The organism is Stenotrophomonas maltophilia (assembly GCF_006974125.1).
In the GTDB taxonomy this organism is placed as follows: Bacteria; Pseudomonadota; Gammaproteobacteria; order Xanthomonadales; family Xanthomonadaceae; genus Stenotrophomonas; species Stenotrophomonas maltophilia_O.
In genome coordinates, this window is record NZ_CP037858.1 from 4279451 (window position 1) to 4297026 (window position 17576).

Annotated in this window: 20 protein-coding genes; 7 read left to right on the forward strand and 13 right to left on the reverse strand. The window is 67.9% G+C overall.

The genetic code is table 11. The features are described 5' to 3' along the window. The first annotated feature begins 133 nt into the window (after nt 1–133). Nucleotides 134–820 (forward strand): hypothetical protein, encoded by a 687-nt coding sequence (locus tag EZ304_RS19785; protein WP_099551593.1) that lies wholly within the window; start codon nt 134–136, stop codon nt 818–820. Between the two features lie 13 nt (nt 821–833). On the opposite strand, the gene EZ304_RS19790 is transcribed toward EZ304_RS19785, so the two are convergent. Next, the gene (locus EZ304_RS19790) at nt 834–1208 is read right to left on the reverse strand and encodes a glyoxalase superfamily protein (RefSeq protein ID WP_142807938.1); all 375 of its coding nucleotides are present in this window, start codon (nt 1206–1208) and stop codon (nt 834–836) included. Nucleotides 1209–1440: 232 nt separating this feature from the next. Between EZ304_RS19790 and EZ304_RS19795 the strand changes: the two genes are divergently transcribed. Beyond that, nucleotides 1441–2085: a DUF2306 domain-containing protein gene (locus tag EZ304_RS19795; RefSeq protein ID WP_185959200.1), complete on the forward strand. Its 645-nt coding sequence runs from the start codon at nt 1441–1443 to the stop codon at nt 2083–2085. On the opposite strand, the gene EZ304_RS19800 is transcribed toward EZ304_RS19795, so the two are convergent. Together EZ304_RS19800 and EZ304_RS19805 are read right to left on the reverse strand one after the other, a co-directional pair. Further along, nucleotides 2071–3198, reverse strand: coding sequence for a helix-turn-helix domain-containing protein (locus tag EZ304_RS19800; protein WP_142807940.1), 1128 nt, complete (start codon nt 3196–3198; stop codon nt 2071–2073). The genes EZ304_RS19795 and EZ304_RS19800 overlap by 15 nt on opposite strands. 96 nt (nt 3199–3294) lie before the next feature. Continuing rightward, nucleotides 3295–3960, reverse strand: a complete 666-nt coding sequence (locus EZ304_RS19805) for an Ivy family c-type lysozyme inhibitor (RefSeq protein WP_142807941.1) — start codon at nt 3958–3960, stop codon at nt 3295–3297. 137 nt (nt 3961–4097) lie between these two features. Between EZ304_RS19805 and EZ304_RS19810 the strand changes: the two genes are divergently transcribed. Continuing rightward, nucleotides 4098–4553: a YybH family protein gene (locus EZ304_RS19810; RefSeq protein ID WP_142807942.1), complete on the forward strand. Its 456-nt coding sequence runs from the start codon at nt 4098–4100 to the stop codon at nt 4551–4553. A gap of 142 nt (nt 4554–4695) precedes the next feature. Here EZ304_RS19810 and EZ304_RS19815 read toward each other — a convergent pair whose 3' ends face one another. The 5 genes from EZ304_RS19815 to EZ304_RS19835 all read right to left on the reverse strand — a co-directional run bounded on the left by EZ304_RS19815 (nt 4696) and on the right by EZ304_RS19835 (nt 7780). Then, nucleotides 4696–5721, reverse strand: a complete 1026-nt coding sequence (locus EZ304_RS19815) for an NAD(P)H-dependent glycerol-3-phosphate dehydrogenase (protein WP_005407597.1) — start codon at nt 5719–5721, stop codon at nt 4696–4698. A 20-nt stretch (nt 5722–5741) separates the two neighbouring features. Next, entirely contained in the window at nt 5742–6260 is a 519-nt protein-coding gene (gene secB / locus EZ304_RS19820) for a protein-export chaperone SecB (protein WP_004153553.1), read from the reverse strand. A 99-nt stretch (nt 6261–6359) separates the two neighbouring features. Next, entirely contained in the window at nt 6360–6797 is a 438-nt protein-coding gene (locus tag EZ304_RS19825; RefSeq protein WP_004153552.1) for a rhodanese-like domain-containing protein, read from the reverse strand. A gap of 57 nt (nt 6798–6854) precedes the next feature. Beyond that, nucleotides 6855–7280, reverse strand: a complete 426-nt coding sequence (locus tag EZ304_RS19830) for a hypothetical protein (RefSeq protein ID WP_049429838.1) — start codon at nt 7278–7280, stop codon at nt 6855–6857. Nucleotides 7281–7312: 32 nt separating this feature from the next. Further along, on the reverse strand, nt 7313–7780 hold the full coding sequence (locus tag EZ304_RS19835) for a YiiD C-terminal domain-containing protein (protein ID WP_005407593.1): 468 nt from the start codon (nt 7778–7780) through the stop codon (nt 7313–7315). A 35-nt stretch (nt 7781–7815) separates the two neighbouring features. On the opposite strand from EZ304_RS19835, the gene EZ304_RS19840 reads away from it, so the two are divergent. From EZ304_RS19840 to EZ304_RS19850, 3 genes are all read left to right on the forward strand, one after another. Further along, the gene (locus tag EZ304_RS19840; protein WP_142807943.1) at nt 7816–8625 is read left to right on the forward strand and encodes a uroporphyrinogen-III synthase; all 810 of its coding nucleotides are present in this window, start codon (nt 7816–7818) and stop codon (nt 8623–8625) included. Nucleotides 8626–8728: 103 nt separating this feature from the next. Beyond that, nucleotides 8729–9706, forward strand: a complete 978-nt coding sequence (locus tag EZ304_RS19845) for a uroporphyrinogen-III C-methyltransferase (protein WP_142807944.1) — start codon at nt 8729–8731, stop codon at nt 9704–9706. A 6-nt stretch (nt 9707–9712) separates the two neighbouring features. Further along, on the forward strand, nt 9713–11008 hold the full coding sequence (locus EZ304_RS19850) for a heme biosynthesis HemY N-terminal domain-containing protein (protein WP_142807945.1): 1296 nt from the start codon (nt 9713–9715) through the stop codon (nt 11006–11008). Nucleotides 11009–11096: 88 nt separating this feature from the next. Here EZ304_RS19850 and EZ304_RS19855 read toward each other — a convergent pair whose 3' ends face one another. Beyond that, entirely contained in the window at nt 11097–12392 is a 1296-nt protein-coding gene (locus tag EZ304_RS19855) for an acetyl-CoA C-acetyltransferase (RefSeq protein WP_099551602.1), read from the reverse strand. Nucleotides 12393–12485: 93 nt separating this feature from the next. Between EZ304_RS19855 and EZ304_RS19860 the strand changes: the two genes are divergently transcribed. After that, on the forward strand, nt 12486–13373 hold the full coding sequence (locus EZ304_RS19860) for a hypothetical protein (protein WP_142807946.1): 888 nt from the start codon (nt 12486–12488) through the stop codon (nt 13371–13373). A gap of 125 nt (nt 13374–13498) precedes the next feature. Here the strand turns inward: EZ304_RS19860 and EZ304_RS19865 are convergent, their stop codons facing one another. From EZ304_RS19865 to EZ304_RS19880, 4 genes are all read right to left on the reverse strand, one after another. Then, nucleotides 13499–14125, reverse strand: a complete 627-nt coding sequence (locus EZ304_RS19865) for a superoxide dismutase family protein (RefSeq protein ID WP_142807947.1) — start codon at nt 14123–14125, stop codon at nt 13499–13501. A gap of 31 nt (nt 14126–14156) precedes the next feature. After that, complete coding sequence (locus EZ304_RS19870; RefSeq protein WP_142807948.1) at nt 14157–14726, reverse strand: superoxide dismutase family protein; 570 nt, start codon at nt 14724–14726, stop codon at nt 14157–14159. A 93-nt stretch (nt 14727–14819) separates the two neighbouring features. Beyond that, nucleotides 14820–16268: a nitrogen regulation protein NR(I) gene (gene ntrC, locus EZ304_RS19875; protein ID WP_142807949.1), complete on the reverse strand. Its 1449-nt coding sequence runs from the start codon at nt 16266–16268 to the stop codon at nt 14820–14822. Continuing rightward, nucleotides 16261–17322 (reverse strand): two-component system sensor histidine kinase NtrB, encoded by a 1062-nt coding sequence (locus tag EZ304_RS19880; protein WP_099551616.1) that lies wholly within the window; start codon nt 17320–17322, stop codon nt 16261–16263. The genes ntrC and EZ304_RS19880 overlap by 8 nt, the downstream gene beginning before the upstream one ends. Nucleotides 17323–17576: the final 254 nt, after the last annotated feature.

Here is a 17576-nt window from a genome sequence, read left to right on the forward strand (position 1 = left end):
ATCCACCTCTGTATCGGGAACCAGTGGCCTTCGCCGGCCACTGGCATCCTTCCACCAAGATTGCATTGCAAGGAGCCGCCCCATTCGCACTTCCTCCTCCCCTGCACGCCGCGCCCTCCATGCCGCACTGGCCATGGCACTGGTCGTTGCGTGCAGCGGCGTAGCCAATGCCAGGGACAAGGACGCACCTGCACCTCCGGTGGCCGCAGTCGATGAACTTCCCGCTGACCAGGGCGTCTCCGAGACAGTGATCGAGCTGGCCGGCTGGGTGGTCGCCAGCAAGGATAACCAGGGTTATCCGTTCGCGATCATGGACAAGGCGGCCGCGCAGGTACTGGTCTTCGGTGGAGACGGCAAGCTGCGTGGCGCGGCACCGGCGCTGTTCGGTTCGGCCATCGGCGATCACTCGGCCCCCGGCGTTGCCAAGCTCGCGCTGAGTGCGATTCCAGGCCATGACCGCACCACCCCGGCGGGCCGTTTCATTGGTGGCTACGGCCCCTCCGACGATGCCGGTCGCGTGCTGTGGGTGGACTACGATTCCGCCGTCTCGATGCACCCGCTTCCGCCAGGCACCCCGAAAGAGAAGCGCGCCGAACGGCTGGCATCACCTTCGCCGGACGACAACCGCGTTACGCACGGCTGCATCAACGTCACACCTGCGTTCTACGAGCAGATCGTGCAGTCCACGTTCGAGAAGGGCGGTGTGTTCTACATCCTGCCGGACAAGGATTCGATCGCCAAGACGTTCCCGGAATTCGCGCAGAGCCGTGGGGATGCAAAGGACGAAGACGAGAAAGGCGCACGGCGCGCGAGCAAGTAATGGGCAATGCACGCTAACGGGCGTTGTCCCTGTTCTCCATGACTTGCCCGATGCTGAGCTCATTGCCACTTGGGTCCGCTATGCGGAAATCGCGCATGCCGTAGGGCCTGTCCCCGATGGGGACGATGATCGTGACGTTCGAGCCCGCAAGCGTTTCGTAATAGTCGTCGATACCGGATATGCCCAGATAGACATGTGCCGCGCCTGCAGGCTTGCTATCGGCCTGTTGCGTGAGGGTGATCTCCACCCCGTCGCGGCAGACGGCGGCAATGTCCGCTGGATCGCCCCACGACCATGCCAGTTCGAATCCGAGCACGCTGTGGTAGAACGCTATCGACTCCGCGAGATGGTCTACTGAAAGGATGGGAGAGATGGACTCGATCTTCATGGGCTCGACAGTCCTTCCATGCTCCGGTGTTGGCTGATCATAGCTTCCAACCGGTCCCCGGGCCTGACCATCTGAAACAGCGAACGAGCACAGCCAGCCACCGTTGCCACTGTCAACGGGTCACCCTGGCCGTACTCCTCCACCGGTCCCATGTACGACTCCGCCGATCTGGACGATTTTCCGCCTCGTCGTACCCATGCTCGGGCCTCCATTTCCCCAAGGAGGTTCCGAGATGCCACACCGCTTTCCCAAGGCCGCCCGCTGGACGGCCGGGCTGGTCTTCACCCTGCTCTGCGCCGCCGTGGCGGCCTACGCCTTCGCCGTGCTGTACGGCCAGCCACACGCGGACAATCCCCTGCAGATGAAGTTCGCAGCATCCGGCCTGGATGTTCCCGCCCACCTCTTCGGCGGCGGGCTGGCCCTGTTGCTGGCGCCGTTGCAGATAAACGGATGGATCCAGCGGTACGTCCCCCGCCTGCATCGGCTGAGTGGCGGACTGTATGCGGGCGGGGTGCTGATTGCCGGGCTGGCCGGCCTCTCCCTGGCATTCCACGCCGAAGGTGGAGCGCCTACCGGCATCGCCTTTGGCCTGCTTGCCGTGGCATGGTTGGCCACAACCGGCATCGGCGTCGGCCACGCGCTGGCCGGCAACCTGGCCAGGCACCGGCAATGGATGTGGCGCAGCATCGCTCTTACCGCGTCGGCGATATCGTTCCGGCTGATCCTGGGCATCGGGCTGGGCGTGCTGCATCTACCCTTCGCCCCGGTCTATCTGGCCGCCGCCTGGGGCTGCTGGTTGTTCAACCTGACGGTCTGCGAACTGGTATTGCGATGGCCGCGGCGCTCATCGGCCACGGCGTTGTCAGCGGCTCGGTGATTCCGGGGCGCCAGACATCGCATGGCGCTTGCGGAAGACGCTGGGTGTTTCATCCAGCCGGCGCTTGAACGCCGCGTTGAACGTCGATTTCGAGGTAAAGCCGCAGGCATAGGCGATATCCAGAATGGTCCGGGCGTCAGCACCATCGGCCAGATGGGCAGCGGCGGCTTCAATCCGCTGGCGGTTGATGTAGTCGCAGAAGTTCTCGCCGAAGCGGCGGTTGATGACCACCGAGACCAGGTATTCGGGGTAGCCGCAGCGTTTGGCCAGCTGGCCGATGGTGAGCGCCGGTTCGCGGTACAGCTGCTGATCGGTCATCAGCTGCGACAGGCGCACCTCGACATCGACAAAGCGCGGGGCGTCAGCGCTCGACGCCGTGTCGGGCTGCGCTGGCGGGGGTTCAATGACCGACTCCACCACCACGGCCACCTGGGTGAGGCTGAAATACCCCATCAGGAAAACCCAGGCCGCCACCAGGCCGTAGATCAGCGGATAGTCGATCCAGGGGATCCGCACCAGCCACTGCAGGGTGGCAACGAACCAGATGGCAATCTGCGAGATCGCCATCGCGTCGATCCAGTGCAGCGACATCCGGTCCGCATCCGAACGTCGCTGCAGCAAACCGCGCCGGTAACGCCAGACACGCAGCAGACCGGCAATCACATAGGAAAGGCTGTACGCGTACAGCACGATGTTCAGCCGCATCCATTCCAGGTCCGCGATGCCCGTCAGCAAGCGCGCATGGATGCCTTCAGCCGATACCAGCCCCCGCAGGAAGAAACCTGCGTGCAGGGCCAGCACGATGATGAACCCGGATAGATGCACACTGTCGCGCCAGCGTGCGGTCCGCGCCTCGGTGAGGACACTGACGTAGACATAGAACAGGCTGCCGTACAGGAATGGGAACAGGCCGACGAACCGCAGCGCCTTGCCGGCCGTGGGGTAGGACGGATCCCAGTAGACTGCCTTCACCGCAAGATCGATGCCGATCAGTGCGATCCACACCGCCAGCACACGGTTCGCCCCGGCATTGACCGGGCGGCGCCACAGGGCCAACGCCAGCAGCGCGGCCTGTGCGGCGCCAATGGCGAAGACGACGGTCCAGAAAGCCATGCAGGGAGGCCGATGGGCAACGGGCTGGTGTGAAATCTTAGCAGCCGGTTTCCGGGCGAAAGAACAGGACGAACGGCACAGAGCCCGCCCGCCACATCACTCGCAGAGCGCGCTGTCTTCCGTCAACGCGGCATCCTGCAGTGGCTGGCGCTGTTCGATCTGCGCGCGTTGTTCCGCCGTCGGCTCGCCCAGCCACCACACACGGCAGCGCGCGGTAAGACGGCCGACCATCTTCGCTTCCGTCGGCGAATACAGCATCGCCAACGCGGTGCCGGGGCAGTCGTGGGCCTGGCAGGCGGTGTAGAACCACCACGGCTCGCCCTGCAGCACCACCAGCTCGCCAGGTCCGCTGGGCCCGCTCAACAGGCGTTCGCGCAGCGACGGAATCTCCTTGTCGGCGGATTCGGCCGCGGCCGTGTTCTTCATCAGGGCGTTGAACGCGGCCAGCACCTTCGGGTCCTTGCGGCCGCAGTCGTCCACGGTGTTGCCGCCCACCAGAGTGAAGAAATGGGTCGCCAGCGGGTTGTCCGCACAGGTGAGTTCGCCGCCGGCGCTCGGGTCTTCCGGTTCGCCTTCGTTGTCCCACACCGAGGGGTCCACGCCGTCTTCGATGGACGGTTCCTTTTCGACCACCGTCGCTGTGGCGGCCGGTGCTTCGGTGGCCGGTGCCGGTGCGGCCGGTGCTGCATCCGGTGCCGGTGCCTGTCCGCAGGCCGCCAGCAGTGCGACCATCATCGCCATCCCTGTGATTCGAATCTTCATTCCGTGTCCTTGTCTGATCTGCGGTGCATGCAGCCGCGCGGGCGCCTGCGAGATTCTAACCAGCGGCGCGCTAGGATGCGTCTGAAGCCTTCCCACCATCGCCAGGGCCTGGACGCATGCGCCGCACACGACTCGCCATGATTTTCTCCAGTGCCCTGCTGCTGGCATCGCCGGCAATTGCCCACGATGCAGAAGGCGTGAAGCGTGCACAGCCTCTCCCGGATGCAGCCCTGCCCGCACCGCTGGACCGTGTACTGCGCGACTACGAACAGGCGTGGCGCACAGGTGATGCCAAGGCACTGGCGGCGCTGTTCACCGAGGATGGCTTTGTACTGCAGAGCAACCAGCCGCCGGTGCGCGGGCGCAGCGCGATCGAGGCCGCGTATACCGGCCAGGGCAGCAGCCCGTTACGGCTGCGTGCCTTGGCGTATGCGGTGGAGCGGAATACGGGTTACATCATCGGTGCCTACGGCTACGGTAACAACGCGGGCGATACCGGCAAATTCACGCTCACGTTGAAGCGCGTGGGTGACGGGCCGTGGCTGATCTTCTCGGACATGGACAACGGCAACGCGCCGCCGCGGGCGCGGTGATGAATGCCGCCGGGCATGGCCCGGCGCTACCGGGCGCCAACCAAGGTTGGCGACTACCAGAGGCGGGTTCCGTCGTAGATCCACGCCATCCGTGGATGGGGCGCGCACAAAAAACCCCGGCACGTAGCCGGGGTTTTTCGATTCACTTGAACAGCGTGTCCGGGTATTCCGGTTTCTGTTCCCGCGCCAGCAATGCGCGCAGGCCTTCTTCCGGCGTCTGCTCGCCGTGCAGCACGGCACGCACGCGGTCGGAGATCGGCAGGTCGATGCCATGACGGCGTGCCTGTCGCATCACTTCGTCGGCGGTCTGCACCGACTCGACCACCTGGCCGATTTCGCGCACGGCATCCTGCAGCGTCTGGCCGCGGCCCAGGGCCAGGCCCAGGCGGCGGTTGCGCGACAGGTCGCCGGTGCAGGTCAGCACCAGATCGCCCAGGCCCGCCAGGCCCATCAGCGTTTCCGGCTTGGCACCGATCGCAGCAGCCAAGCGCAGCATCTCGTTGAGGCCACGGGTGATCAGGCCGGCGCGGGCGTTGAGGCCCAGCTGCATGCCATCGGCCACGCCGGTGGCCACGGCCAGCACGTTCTTCATCGCGCCGCCCAGCTCGGCGCCGACCATGTCGTCGCCGGTATAGGCGCGGAACGCCGGGCCATGCATCGCCTCGGCCACCGTCTGCGCGAACTCGGGCACGTCGCCGTGCACGGTGATCGCAGTCGGCAGGCCCTGGGTCACTTCCTTGGCGAACGACGGCCCGGTGACAACGGCCAGCGGCACGTCCTCACCCAGCACTTCGCGCGCCACTTCATGCAGGAAGCGGCCCGAACCGGGTTCGAAGCCCTTGGTGGCCCAGGCCACGCCGGCACCGGCCGGACGCAGCGGCGCCAGCGCACGCACGGTTTCACCGAAGGCATGCGACGGGGTCACCACCAGGATCCAGGCCGCGCCCTCCACCGCCGACGCCAGGTCGGTGGTGGCACGCAGGCTGTCCGGCAGCGGGATGCCCGGCAGGTAACGCGGATTCTCGTGGCGCTGGTCGATGGCTTCGACCACGGCAGCATCGCGCCCCCACAGCACGGTCGGATGACCGTGCCGTGCGAGCAGGCTGGCCAGCGCGGTCCCCCAGGAACCGGCGCCCAGCACGGCGATCTTGTCAGCGGTAGTGCTCATCCGTGACGTCGCGGCAGGAATCAGGCGTTGCCAGCCGGCTCGGAGTCAGCCAGCGACGGTGCGTCGCCCTGCTCCTGGCGCTGGCGCAGGGTTTCTGCGTACAGGCCTTCGAAGTTGATCGGCTGCAGGAAGAACGGCGGGAAGCCGCCGGCCTGGATCAGGTCGCTGACCAGCTGGCGCACGTAGGGGAACAGGATGTTCGGGCACTGGGTGCCGAGCAGCACGTCGATCGACTGCGGGTCCAGGCCGACCAGGCCGAACACGCCGGCCTGCTTCACTTCGGCCACGTAGGCGGTGCGCTCACCGGCCTGGCAGGTCAGGGTCACGGCCAGCACGACTTCGAAGGCGTTCTCACCCAGGCGCTGCACCTGCTGGTTCAGGTTCAGCTGCAGCTCCGGCTGCACCTGGTCGTTGAAGATGGTCGGAGCGTTCGGCGACTCGAAGGAGACGTCCTTGACGTAGATCTTCTCGACGGTGAAAGCAGGGCCGGTAGCGGCATCGACCGGCGCAGCGGCGCCGTTGGTGATCTCTTCGGACATTTCCAGTAACTCCAATGAATGCAATGAAAACGATGGTCGAACTACTGCGATGGGGGCGGGATCAGGCCCATACAAGGCCGGATCCGCCACCTGTGGCAATCAGTTGCGGCCCTTGACCAGCGGCAGCTCGGCCTGCTGCCAGGCGGGAATGCCGCCGTCGAGCACGTAGACCTTCTCGAAGCCGGCCTTCTTCAGTGCCTTGGCGGCGGTTTCCGAGGCGTTGCCGCTGCGGCATACCAGCACCACCGGCGACTGCTTGGCATTGGCCACCAGCTTGTTGTCCGGGCCGAAGGCACTGGCCTGGGCGTTGCGGCTGCCGGCAATGTGACCCTTCTCGAAGTCACCGCTGGCCGACAGGTCGACCACCACCGTGCCGCCCGCGTTCATCAGCTGGGTCAGTTCGGCGGGCTTGATGCCCTTGAAGCCCCGGAACAGGCGGCGGATCTCGGTGACGATGATGGCCACGGTCAGGCCGACCAGGGCCGCGGACAGCATCGGGTTTCGGCCTGCAAAGGCCAGCAACTCTTCGTAATTCACTCAGGTCACGGGTCGATTAAGCGGGCGCCGATTGTCGCACAAGCCGGACGCGGCCCGTCACTGCCCCTTCCACAGGTCCGGCAGGCCGGCGGTCTGCCACCAGCGCTTGGCCTCCGGATCCCAGCGCCAGCGCTCGACCACCATCACGGTGCGTTCGGCCTGGGTGTTCTGGTTGATCACCCCGATTTCGACCCGGCGCTCGACCAGGCCGCCTTCCAGCGCCGCGCTGCTGCGCTCGCGGTAGGACGACACGCGCAGCTGCGCGTAGCGGTTGAGCTCGAACTCGGTGGGCGGCTTTTCCTTGCGCTGCTTGGGGTCGAGGTAGCCGATGGCATCGTCCATGCTGCCCCAGCGGATGGTCGCCCCGTAAGCGATCTGGGTCTCTTCCAGCAGCTTCCGCTGCTTGCGGCTGAGGTCGTCGGCCGAGGCTGCGGCGCTGGCCAGCAGCAGGGAGCAGATCAGGAACTGGATCAGGCGGCGCATCGGTGGTTTCCCCAGAACGTCAGCCTGCCATCCTACCCTTTGGCGAAGGCAACAAAGCGACCGCTGAACTCGGCGGCCGGCTTGCCATCGGCGCCGGGCTGGGTGGCGATGATGCTGATGCGGGCCTTGCGGCGCTGGCGGAAGGTGTTCAGGAAGGCATCCCAGCCGGTGGCTTCGGCCGCTTCGGCATGGGCATGCAGGTCTTCGTAGACCGGGGCCAGGTAGCGCAGGTTGCTGTCGGCCACGTAGACCTCGGCATCGTGGCCGGCAAGGCGCAGGCGCAGGCTGACCAGTGCCCAGCCCGACAGGGTCAGCACCGAGGCCAGGCTGCCACCGAAGGCATTGCCCTTGTCGTTGACGTTGGCGGCCAGCGGCGCGGTGATGCGCAGCACGCCGTCGGCATAGCCGTCGAGCTGGATCTGCATGGCGCGGACCGCCGGCATGCAGTCCAGCACGTCCTGCAGGGCGGCCAACGAGGAAGTCAGGGCATCAACGGACATCGGAGCAGCGACCACGACAACGAAGGGCCCGCATAATGCAGGCAATGGCCGACCATACGATACCCACTGGCGCTGCCGGTTCCGAGGCGGGCTGGACCTTCATTTCGCTGCGCCCGCGGGGCCAGAATGCGGCGCTGCGCCGCGCCGTTGCTGGGCTGGGCGGGCATGTAGTGGCCCTGCCGCCCTGGCGCTTGCAACGCCTGCAGGGCACGCCAGTGGTGCGCCAGCTGCAACGCGCGCTGAACTGCGATCGGGTGGTGTTCACCAGCCCGGCTGCGGTGGCCGCAGCCGCCGCGCTGCTGCCGCTGGCCGACGCGCAGCGCAGTCCCTGGCTGACGGTGGGCGAAGGCACCGCACGCGCGTTGCGGGCGCAGGGCATTGACCAGGTGCATGCACCGCAGCGGATGGACAGCGAAGGCCTGCTCGCCCTGCCGGTTCTGGCGCAGGTGCAGGGCCTGCACATCGGCCTGGTCACCGCTCCCGGTGGACGCGGCCTGATTGCCGCGCAGCTGCAGGCGGCCGGCGCCACCCTCGAACGCGCAGACGTCTACCAGCGCTGCCTGCTGGGCCTGCAGCCACGCGTGTTGGCCCGACTGGCGCGTTCAGCGTCTCCCTGGGTGCTTGCGGTCAGCAGTGGCGAAGCGCTTCAGCATTTCTGGCGGCAGATTCCGGCTGCCTTGCAGCAGCGTCTGCGGGCACACGCCAGCATCGTGGTCGCCAGCGACCGGCTCGGCGAACAGGCTCGCGACCTGGGCCTGCACCGGGTCGTGCGCAGTGCCGGTCCGACCACTGAACAGTTGGTCGCCGCTGCACACGCCACACTCACCGGCCCGGCAGCGACCTGAACAGGGACGTGCGTCACGCTTGCCGCTGCCGTCGGCAACAGTGATGCTGTGCACAACGCGGCCTGCCGGAACCGACTGGCAACACAGCCGACAAGGAAGCCCGATGAACGACACTCCGCCCGCTGCTCCACCCCATCGACCCGTGCGCTGGCTGCTGCCGCTGGCCGGGGTGGTCGTGCTTGGTGCGGGCGGCTATGCCGGCTGGTACTTCTGGCAGCAGCAACAGGAAGAACAGCACGCGCAGGCGCAGACCACCGCCGTGCAGCTGCAGGGCCTGGAAGCCACGCTGGACGCGCTGCGTCGTGACCAGCGCGCGACCAGCCAGCGCCTGCAGGATGCGGCGGCCACCAACCGCGTGCTGCGCGACGAGATGCTGGGCCTCTCGCAGCGCAGTGCACTGCTGGAAGAGAACCTGGCCAAGCTGGCCGACAGCGCCAACCAGGGCCGCCAGGCGGTACAGCGCGATGAGGCCGAGCTGCTGCTGACCCAGGCCGCGCAGCGCCTCAACTACGCCGACGACGTGGACGGCGCGCGCCGTCTGTACGCGCAGGCTGCCACCGCGCTGGCCGATCTGCCCGACAGCGAGGGCCTGAACCTGCGCCAGGCGCTGGTGCAGGAGCGCGATGCGCTCGATGCGCTGGGTGCCGGCCCGCGCGTGCAGTCGCTGCAGCGGCTGGATGCCTTGGCCAGGGCACTGCAGAGGTTGCCCTCGCAGGTAACCGGCAACGCTGCGACCGACACCGCAAGACCGTGGTGGCAATCGACGCTGGCCCCGTTCGTGGACATCACACCGAGCCGCCAGAACGGCCCGCTGACCGCTGCCGAACGCCGCAATGCCGACGATGCACTGCAACTGGAACTGACCCTGGCGCGCGCCGCGATCGAACGTGGCGACCGCGCCGGCCGCGATACCGCGTTGGCACGCGTGGAGCACTGGGCACAGCGACGCTGGCCGGATTCACCGGCCCTGCGCGCGCAACGTGCTGAACTGAAGGCCTTGCGCGAGCTTCCGCTGCAGGCCAGCAACGCCGTTCTTGGCAGCACCCTGCAGCAACTGCGCACCCAGACCGACCGGAGGTAATCCCGCATGAAACCCCTGCAATCGCTGGTCGTGCTGTTGCTGGCCGTGGCCATCGGCGTGGTCGCCGCGCAATGGCTCGGCGCCGATGACCTCAACCGCTTCGGCGAAGTGACGCTGCGCTACGGCGGCTACGACTACCACAGCAACCTGCCGAAGGTGGCGCTGCTGTCGGTGATCGCGGTGCTGGTGCTGTGGCTGCTGTGGAGCCTGATTGCCGCACCGTTCCGTGCCTGGGGCCGCTACCGCCGCAAGCAGGGCCGGGTACGCCTGATCGATGGCCTGCAGGCCTACGAACACGGCCAGTGGCAGCGTGCCGAAAAGCTGCTGGACGGCGCGGCCAAGGATCCGGAAGTGAGTGCGGTGGCGCTGGCCAATGCCGTGCGCAGCGCACAGGCGCGTGCCGATGGCCCCGCGGGCGAGGCGCTGCTGCAGCGCCTGGGCGAAAGCGATGCCACGTTGCAGGCGCTGCTGCGTGCGGAACAGCTGCTGGCGCGCGATCTGCCGGTGGACGCCATCAACGCATTGGACGTGGCGGCGATCCAGCCACTGCCGCCGCGTGGCCTGTGGCTGCGCACCGAAGCGCTGGCGCGTGCCGGGCGCGCACACGAGGCCTATGGCCAGCTGGGTGCGCTGCGCCAGAGCAAGGTGCTGCCGGCCGAATCGAACAGCGAACTGGAGGCACGCCTGGCCGCACAGGCGCTGCTGGAAGCAGCCGACGTCAATGCGCTGGCCGCGCAATGGGAAGCCACGCCGAAGGCGCTGCGCCCCACTCCGGACGTGGTCGGCGCCTATGCCAGCCGCGCGGTGGCACTGAACTGGGACGAGCCCGCGCTGCTGGCGCTGGAACAGGCCCTGGACCATCGCTGGGACGACGAACTGGTGGCGCTGTATGGCCGCCTGCCGGCCGAGCGCCTGGCCACGCGACAAGCCAACCTCGCGCGCTGGCGCAACGTGCACGACAGCTCGGCCGCGCTGCGCCTGGCACAGGGCCGCGTGGCACTGGGCCAGCAGCAGTGGGATGCCGCCGATGCGTTCCTGCACGAGGCCATTGCCACGGGTGCCGGTGCACCGGCCTGGGAAGCACTGGGAGAACTGTTCACGCAGCGTGGCGAGCACGCACTGGCCGCGCAGTGCCTGTCCAATGCGCTGCGCCTGCAGCGCGGCGAGGACAGCGTGGAGCTAGTGCGCAGCATTGAAGCGCCGTCGCGGGCCACGGTGGAAGAGCAGCCGATCGCGGTGCAGCCGCCGGTGTATGACGCCAACGAAGAGCGCGACGAATTCGGCAACCCGCGGTTGCCGTGAAGCGTGCCGACCAACGGTCGGCACCCACCGGAGCAACAAAAAAACGCCGCCCATTGGGCGGCGTTTTCATGTGTGGAACGTCGCGCGATCAGCGTTCGACGATCGCGACCACGCCCATGCCGCCGGCGGTGCAGATCGACACCAGCGCGCGGCCACCGCCGCGTTCTGCCAGCTGCTTGGCTGCGGTAGCAATCACACGTGCGCCGGTGGCGGCGAACGGGTGGCCGGTGGCCAGCGACGAGCCCAGCAGGTTGATCTTGTCCGGGTCGATGCGGCCCAGCGGTGCGTCCAGGCCCAGGCGGTTGCGGCAGTAATCCTCGCTCTCCCACGCACGCAGGGTGCACAGCACCTGCGCGGCGAAGGCTTCGTGGATCTCGTAGATGTCGAAGTCCTGCAGGGTCAGGCCGTTGCGCTTGAGCATCTCCGGCACGGCCACCGTCGGCGCCATCAGCAGGCCTTCGCCATGCACGAAATCAACGGCCGACACGTGGGCATCACGCAGATACGCCTGCGGTTCATGGCCATGCGCACGAGCCCATTCCTCACTGGCCAGCAGCACCGCGGCGGCCCCGTCGGTCAGCGGCGTCGAGTTGGCAGCCGTGAGCGTGCCACGGCCGGAGACCTTGTCGAAGGCCGGCTTCAGCGTGGCGAGCTTTTCCAGCGAGGTATCCGGGCGCAGGATGTTGTCGCGCTCGACGCCACGGAACGGTGCGATCAGGTCGTTGAAGAAGCCACGCTCATAAGCGGCAGCGAGCTTCTTGTGCGACGACACCGCCCACTCGTCCTGCGAGTCGCGCGAGATGTTCCATTCCTTGGCCATGTCCTCGCAGTGGTCGCCCATGCTCTTGCCGGTGCGCGGCTCGGCCACGCCCGGGAACTCGGGCTTGAGCTCGGAGAACTTGAAGCCAGCGGTGAGCGCGCGGATCTTGTCGCCGGTGCTCTTGGCACGGTTGGCGGCCAGCAGGCGCGCGCGCAGCTTCTTGCCGTAGACGATCGGCACGTCGGAGGTGGTGTCCGAACCGCCGCCGATGCCGGATTCGATCTGGCCCAGCGCGATCTTGTTGGCGACAGTGATGATGCTGTCCAGCGAAGTACCGCAGGCGCGCTGCAGGGTGATGCCGGGGGTCAACGGCGACAGGCCGGAGGACAGCGTGGCTTCGCGGCCCAGGTTCCAGTCGCTGGAGTGCTTGATCACCGCACCCATCGCCACTTCACCCAGCTGCTGGCCGTGCAGGCCGAACCGTTCGACCAGCGCGCCCAGCGTACGGACCGACATGCCGAGGTTGCCGACATCCGAATACGCGGTGTTCTGGCGGCAGAACGGAATGCGGACGCCACCGAGGATGGCGACGGGACGAGCGTTGGGCATGGAGATACCTGGCATGGATGAGGGTGTCTGCAACATGGCCTGCACGACGGAGCAGGCATAATGGAGCCAAGTGTAGCTGCCGCCCTGTGATGGGCCAACCGTGGAACCATGAGCAAACCCGACCCCGCGATGAATGCCCTTGGCGTGCTGGCCCTGGAACTGGCCGGCGGTGAAGTCCCCCGCCAGGCGGTGCTCAGCGCTGAACAAGCCGGTGAACTGGCCGAACGCGTCGGCCGCGACCTGTCCAAGCTGGTGCCGCAGGTGGCCGAGCTGGACCTGGTGTTCGCCGCCGCCCATTTCGACCCGGCCGAAGTGCTGCGCCCGGGCTGGCCGATCCATCGCCGCCTGGAAGAACTGCAGATGCGCGCCCCGGGCCGCAACCAGGGCCCGCGCCTGCTCGCCTTCGGCACCGATGCCCAGGGTGACGTGCCCCTGCCCTTCCAGGCCGATGCCAGCCTGGTGGGCGGTGGCCTGCGCGTGGTGCCGTTCCTGTTGACCGGCAGCGACGTAGCCACCACCAACACTGTCGCCAACGCGCTGGAAGAAACACTGCTGGCCAACGGCATGGCGCATGCCGATACCGCGTTGATGGCGCAGAACACCTTCGGTGCCCGCATCGAGCACGCGCGCTACTTCACCGTGAATGATCTGGCCGCGATGATGTCGATGCAGTACGACAACCAGGGCCTGGCCGCGCTGTGGCCGCTGATCGAGACCGCGATCATGGCGCCGGGCGAGGACGAGTGGCTCAACGCCGCGCCCGAGCCGCTGCTGCGCTATACGCATGGCGAAGCGCGCATGGCGTTGTTCGACCCGGCCGGCTGGTGCGCGCACTACAACCACGGCAAGAACGACTGTGACCGCCTGAAGGGGATCTACGAGCAGTTCCTGATGCGCCAGCGGCAGATGGCCGCAGTGCTGGAAGCGCACGGCGTGCCGGTGCTGTTCGTGCACTGCGAGGCCGGCCAGGACGCGCGCGAGCTGCTGGCGCGCTGAAGGCCGGTAGTGCCGGCCGCTGGCCGGCAACCTCCGGATCTGCGATTGCCGGCCAGCGGCCGGCACTACCGATCAGGAAAAACGCCGGCTTGCGCCGGCGTTTTCTGTTCCCAGCACGATCGGCCTTACGGGGCCTTCTGGATCACTGCACACGCCAGGCGCGCGCCGGCGTTGCCGGTCGGCTGGGTCTTGTAGTCATCCGCATCGGCGTGGACGATCAGGCCACGGCCGATGATGTCGAAGTCATCACCCTTGCCGATGTTGACGTTGCTCGACACCGGGCCGTCGATGGTGGCCACGCCCTTGTCGTCGGCCTTGATGTTGGGCATGTCACCGCCGTGGTGCGGATCGGTGGCCACGCTGCCGTGATCCTGCTTGCCCGGATTGAAGTGGCCACCGGCGCTCATGCCGTCCGGGGCACTGCAGTCGCCCTTCTCGTGGATGTGGAAGCCGTGTTCGCTACCCGGCTTCAGGCCACTGATCTGGCCGGTCACATGGACCTTGCCGTCAACCACCTTGAAGGTGACGCTGCCCTTGGTCTCGTTGCCCTGGGTCGGTGCCAGCTCGGCGCTGGCCGAGGCGTCGGCAGCCGGTGCAGCCGCCGGGGCCGGCGTCGCAGCCGGTTCGGTGGTGGCGCCGTCGGCCGGCGCGGCCGGCGGGGTTTCAGCCTGCGGCGCGGCCGGCTGCTGGTTGCAGGCCGCCAGGCCCAGTGCAGCAATGGCCGCGAACAGCGAAGTGTGGATCAAACGCATGGAATCTCTCCCTGGATGGTGCCTGCAGTGATCAGCGGACAACCCGGATCACGCCACAGGCGATGCGGACGCCGGCATTGCCGGCGGGCTGGCTGCGATAGTCGTCGGCGTTGGCATGCACGACCAGTGCACGTCCGGCGATATCGGTGGCGGCGCCTCCGCCAAGGGTAACGCCCTTGAGGTGGATATCGACGTTGGCGCGGCCCTGGGCGTCGGCACGCAGATTGTCCATGTCGCCCAGGTGGTGCTTGCCGGTGCCGGCGCGACCATGCGCAGCGCCACCGGGGTTGAAGTGGTTGCCGGCACTGCTGGCATCCACCGCGCTGCAGTCGCCGCGCTCGTGGATGTGGAAGCCGGCCTGCTGCATCGGCTGCAGGCCACCGATCAGGCCGGTGATGTGGATGCCACCGGGCTCCACCATCAATGCCAGGCGGCCACTGACGATGCTGGCCGAAGACGGCGACAGATTGGCCTCGGCCTGCTTCGCGGCGCTGACCACGGTCGGCGGTGGCGGGGTGGGCTCGGCCTTCTTCGGCGCACTGCCACAGGCAGACAGCAGCACGGCGGCGGACAACGGCAGGATGGAAAAGGACAGACGCATCGAAGACTCCTTGCAGGTGACACTACGGACGGCATCGTCCATGAACGATCAACGGTTCGGCAAGCGGGCGCGAGGATCGCGTGCAGGGACCGTTCAATGGCCCCCGCGGCGGCGCCCGGCGCCCAGCTTGCGGGTAAGGGTATTGCGGCCCAGGCCCAGGCGGGCCGCGGCTTCGGCACGGCGGCCGTGGGTGATCTGCAGCGCGGCCTCCAGCAGGGCATGGTCGACCCGCTCGCGCACCTGCGCGTGCAGCCCTTCCACGCCTTCGGCCAGCTGACGGCGTGCCCATTCGGCCAGCAGCGCTTCCCACTGCCCCGGATCGGCGCTGGTGGTGCTGCTGCGGCGACCGCGCGTACGGTTGAGCGCGGTATCGACGTCGGCCACGCCGATGGTGTCGGCGGCGGCCAACGCCGCCATCCGCCAGCACACGTTTTCCAGTTCGCGCACGTTGCCCGGCCAGTCGTGTTCGCGCAGCGCCTGCAGGGCGGCAGCGGTCAGGCGCTTCGGTGGCGTGTCCAGCTTGCGCGCGGCGGCGGCCAGGAAGGTGCTGGCCAGTTGCGCGATGTCCTCGCGGCGCTCGCGCAGCGGCGGCAGCTGCAGGCGCACCACATCCAGGCGATGCAGCAGGTCGGCGCGGAACTTCCCCTGTGCAACCAGACCTTCCAGATCCTGGTGGGTGGCGGCGATCACGCGCACATCGACGCGGATCAGTTCACGGCCACCGACACGGAAGAACTCGCCCTGCGCCAGCACGCGCAGCAGGCGGGTCTGCAACGGCAGCGGCATGTCGCCGATCTCATCCAGGAACAGCGTGCCGCCATCGGCCTGCTCGAAGCGGCCGATATGGCGGCGCTGCGCACCGGTGAAGGCGCCGGCCTCGTGGCCGAACAGCTCGCTTTCCAGCAGCTCGGCCGGGATTGCGGCAGTGTTGAGTGCAACGAACGGACCGTGCGCGCGTGGTGATTCGCGATGCAGCGCATTCGCCACCAGTTCCTTGCCGGTACCGGTCTCGCCGGTGATCAGCACCGCCAGTGGTGCCTGCGCCAGGCGGCCGATGGCGCGGAACAGCGCGCGCATCGGCGGCGTATCACCCACCAGTTGCGGCGGCTGGTCGCTGGGCGTTTCGGCGGCGGGGCTGGACGCGGCCAGCGCGGGCGCCACCGCCGGCAGCACACGCTGCGCCAGCGCCACGGCATCGTCCAGGTCGAACGGCTTGGACAGGAACTCATGCGCACCACCACGGAACGCACCGGCGGTGCTGGCCACATCGGTATAGGCCGACATCACCACCACCGGCAGCTGCGGCAATGCGGCCTTGAGCTTGTCCAGCAGCACCAGGCCGTCGTCGCCGGGCATGCGCACATCGGTGAACAGCAGCGCCGGCGGCGGGCCTTCGTTCAACGCCTGCAACGCGGGCGCAGCGCTGTCGAAATCGACGACCTGGTAGCCCGCCTCGCGCAGCGCGGTGCACAGCACGAAGCGCACGGCACGATCGTCATCGACCACCCAGATTCGCTGCGGGGACGAAGAAGGCTCAGACATCGCGCGGGGCCTCCTCGGCCGGGGCGGCGCTGCTGACGATCGGCAGCAGCAGGGTGAACACGGTATGGCCCGGGCGCGAGCGGTAGGTCAGCGTGCCGCGATGCTCGCGCGCCACCTGCTGGGCCAGCGCCAGGCCCAGCCCGGTGCCCTCGGCGCGGCCACTGACCAGCGGCAGGAACAGGTGTTCGGCCAGTTCCTCGGGCACGCCACGGCCGTCGTCGGCGATTTCCAGGCGCAACGCCAGCGTGTGCAGCTGCTCGGCAATGCGCACGCCATGCTCCACGCGGGTGCGCAGGGTGATGCTGCCGGCGCCGGCCTGGATCGCGTTGCGCACCAGGTTCCAGACCGCCTGGGTGAGGCGGTCGGCGTCGCCATGGAATTCGGGAATGCTGGGGTCGTAGTCGCGCTGCAGGCGCACCGCCCAGCCGGCTTCGCTCTCGGCCAGGCGCAGCACGCGCTCCAGCGCCGCATGGATGTTCAGTTCTGCATGCGGCGCGGCCGGGGCCGGCGACAGCAACTGGTCGAGCAGGCCGTTGAGGCGCTCGATCTCCGAGCCGATCAGCTCGATCAGCTCGCGTTCGCTGGCATCGCGCTGGGCAGCACGCCGGGCGAGCAGTTGGGCGGCGCCCTTCAGCCCGGCCAGCGGATTGCGCAGCTCGTGGGCCAGGCCCTTCAGCGCCGCGCTGAGCGCGCTGGGCAGGGCCTGGGTCGGGTCGAGCCCGGGGAATTCATCGACCGGGTGTGCCTCCAACAGCCAGCCTCCGTCGTCGCGGCGGCTCATCCAGCCCTCGGCGAAGCGCGGCGCCTCGCCGGGCACAGCCAGTGCCAGCCGGTTCAGGCGCAGGCTGTCGCGCTCGTCACGGGCCAGGAAATGGGCCAGGGCCTCGCCCTGCACTTCCAGTGCAGCCAGCGGCCGCCCCAGCAGGCGCCGGACGCTGACGCCCAGCCAGCGGGCGAAGGCCGGATTGCAGCCGGCAATGCAGCCATCGGCCCCGGCCCAGGCCAACGGCGTGCCCAGGGCATCGAGGGACGGCGGGGGTGCGGGGTCGGACATTGCACCAATGTAGTGCAAAACGCGGGGTTCGGGGTCAGAGCTCTTTCCGTGAGGAATGGACGCTTTGGCAAAGTCAGTGCTGTAGGCACCAACTATGGCGAATCGCATGAGTACGAACTATGCCGAACTGTAGTTTCAGGGTGGGTTCCCAGATTCGACAGTTCAGGGAACTGCGGAACCAGATGAGAGCGTACGCCTGTTTGGCCAGCCAAGAACGCATTCGTGAGAATGAAGCGTTAAGAGTAGCGGGCCAT

What these genes read in the sequence shown, in the direction of transcription:
- EZ304_RS19790 (WP_142807938.1), bottom strand. Translation starts at nt 1,208, where the DNA reads ATGAAGATCGAGTCCATCTCTCCCATCCTTTCAGTAGACCATCTCGCG.
- EZ304_RS19880 (WP_099551616.1), bottom strand. Translation starts at nt 17,322, where the DNA reads ATGTCCGACCCCGCACCCCCGCCGTCCCTCGATGCCCTGGGCACGCCG.
- EZ304_RS19800 (WP_142807940.1), bottom strand. Translation starts at nt 3,198, where the DNA reads ATGGCTTTCTGGACCGTCGTCTTCGCCATTGGCGCCGCACAGGCCGCG.
- EZ304_RS19850 (WP_142807945.1), top strand. Translation starts at nt 9,713, where the DNA reads ATGAAACCCCTGCAATCGCTGGTCGTGCTGTTGCTGGCCGTGGCCATC.
- EZ304_RS19845 (WP_142807944.1), top strand. Translation starts at nt 8,729, where the DNA reads ATGAACGACACTCCGCCCGCTGCTCCACCCCATCGACCCGTGCGCTGG.
- EZ304_RS19860 (WP_142807946.1), top strand. Translation starts at nt 12,486, where the DNA reads ATGAGCAAACCCGACCCCGCGATGAATGCCCTTGGCGTGCTGGCCCTG.
- EZ304_RS19855 (WP_099551602.1), bottom strand. Translation starts at nt 12,392, where the DNA reads ATGCCAGGTATCTCCATGCCCAACGCTCGTCCCGTCGCCATCCTCGGT.
- EZ304_RS19830 (WP_049429838.1), bottom strand. Translation starts at nt 7,280, where the DNA reads ATGCGCCGCCTGATCCAGTTCCTGATCTGCTCCCTGCTGCTGGCCAGC.
- EZ304_RS19865 (WP_142807947.1), bottom strand. Translation starts at nt 14,125, where the DNA reads ATGCGTTTGATCCACACTTCGCTGTTCGCGGCCATTGCTGCACTGGGC.
- ntrC (WP_142807949.1), bottom strand. Translation starts at nt 16,268, where the DNA reads ATGTCTGAGCCTTCTTCGTCCCCGCAGCGAATCTGGGTGGTCGATGAC.
- EZ304_RS19785 (WP_099551593.1), top strand. Translation starts at nt 134, where the DNA reads ATGGCACTGGTCGTTGCGTGCAGCGGCGTAGCCAATGCCAGGGACAAG.
- EZ304_RS19795 (WP_185959200.1), top strand. Translation starts at nt 1,441, where the DNA reads ATGCCACACCGCTTTCCCAAGGCCGCCCGCTGGACGGCCGGGCTGGTC.
- EZ304_RS19835 (WP_005407593.1), bottom strand. Translation starts at nt 7,780, where the DNA reads ATGTCCGTTGATGCCCTGACTTCCTCGTTGGCCGCCCTGCAGGACGTG.
- EZ304_RS19870 (WP_142807948.1), bottom strand. Translation starts at nt 14,726, where the DNA reads ATGCGTCTGTCCTTTTCCATCCTGCCGTTGTCCGCCGCCGTGCTGCTG.
- secB (WP_004153553.1), bottom strand. Translation starts at nt 6,260, where the DNA reads ATGTCCGAAGAGATCACCAACGGCGCCGCTGCGCCGGTCGATGCCGCT.
- EZ304_RS19810 (WP_142807942.1), top strand. Translation starts at nt 4,098, where the DNA reads ATGATTTTCTCCAGTGCCCTGCTGCTGGCATCGCCGGCAATTGCCCAC.
- EZ304_RS19840 (WP_142807943.1), top strand. Translation starts at nt 7,816, where the DNA reads ATGCAGGCAATGGCCGACCATACGATACCCACTGGCGCTGCCGGTTCC.
- EZ304_RS19805 (WP_142807941.1), bottom strand. Translation starts at nt 3,960, where the DNA reads ATGAAGATTCGAATCACAGGGATGGCGATGATGGTCGCACTGCTGGCG.
- EZ304_RS19815 (WP_005407597.1), bottom strand. Translation starts at nt 5,721, where the DNA reads ATGAGCACTACCGCTGACAAGATCGCCGTGCTGGGCGCCGGTTCCTGG.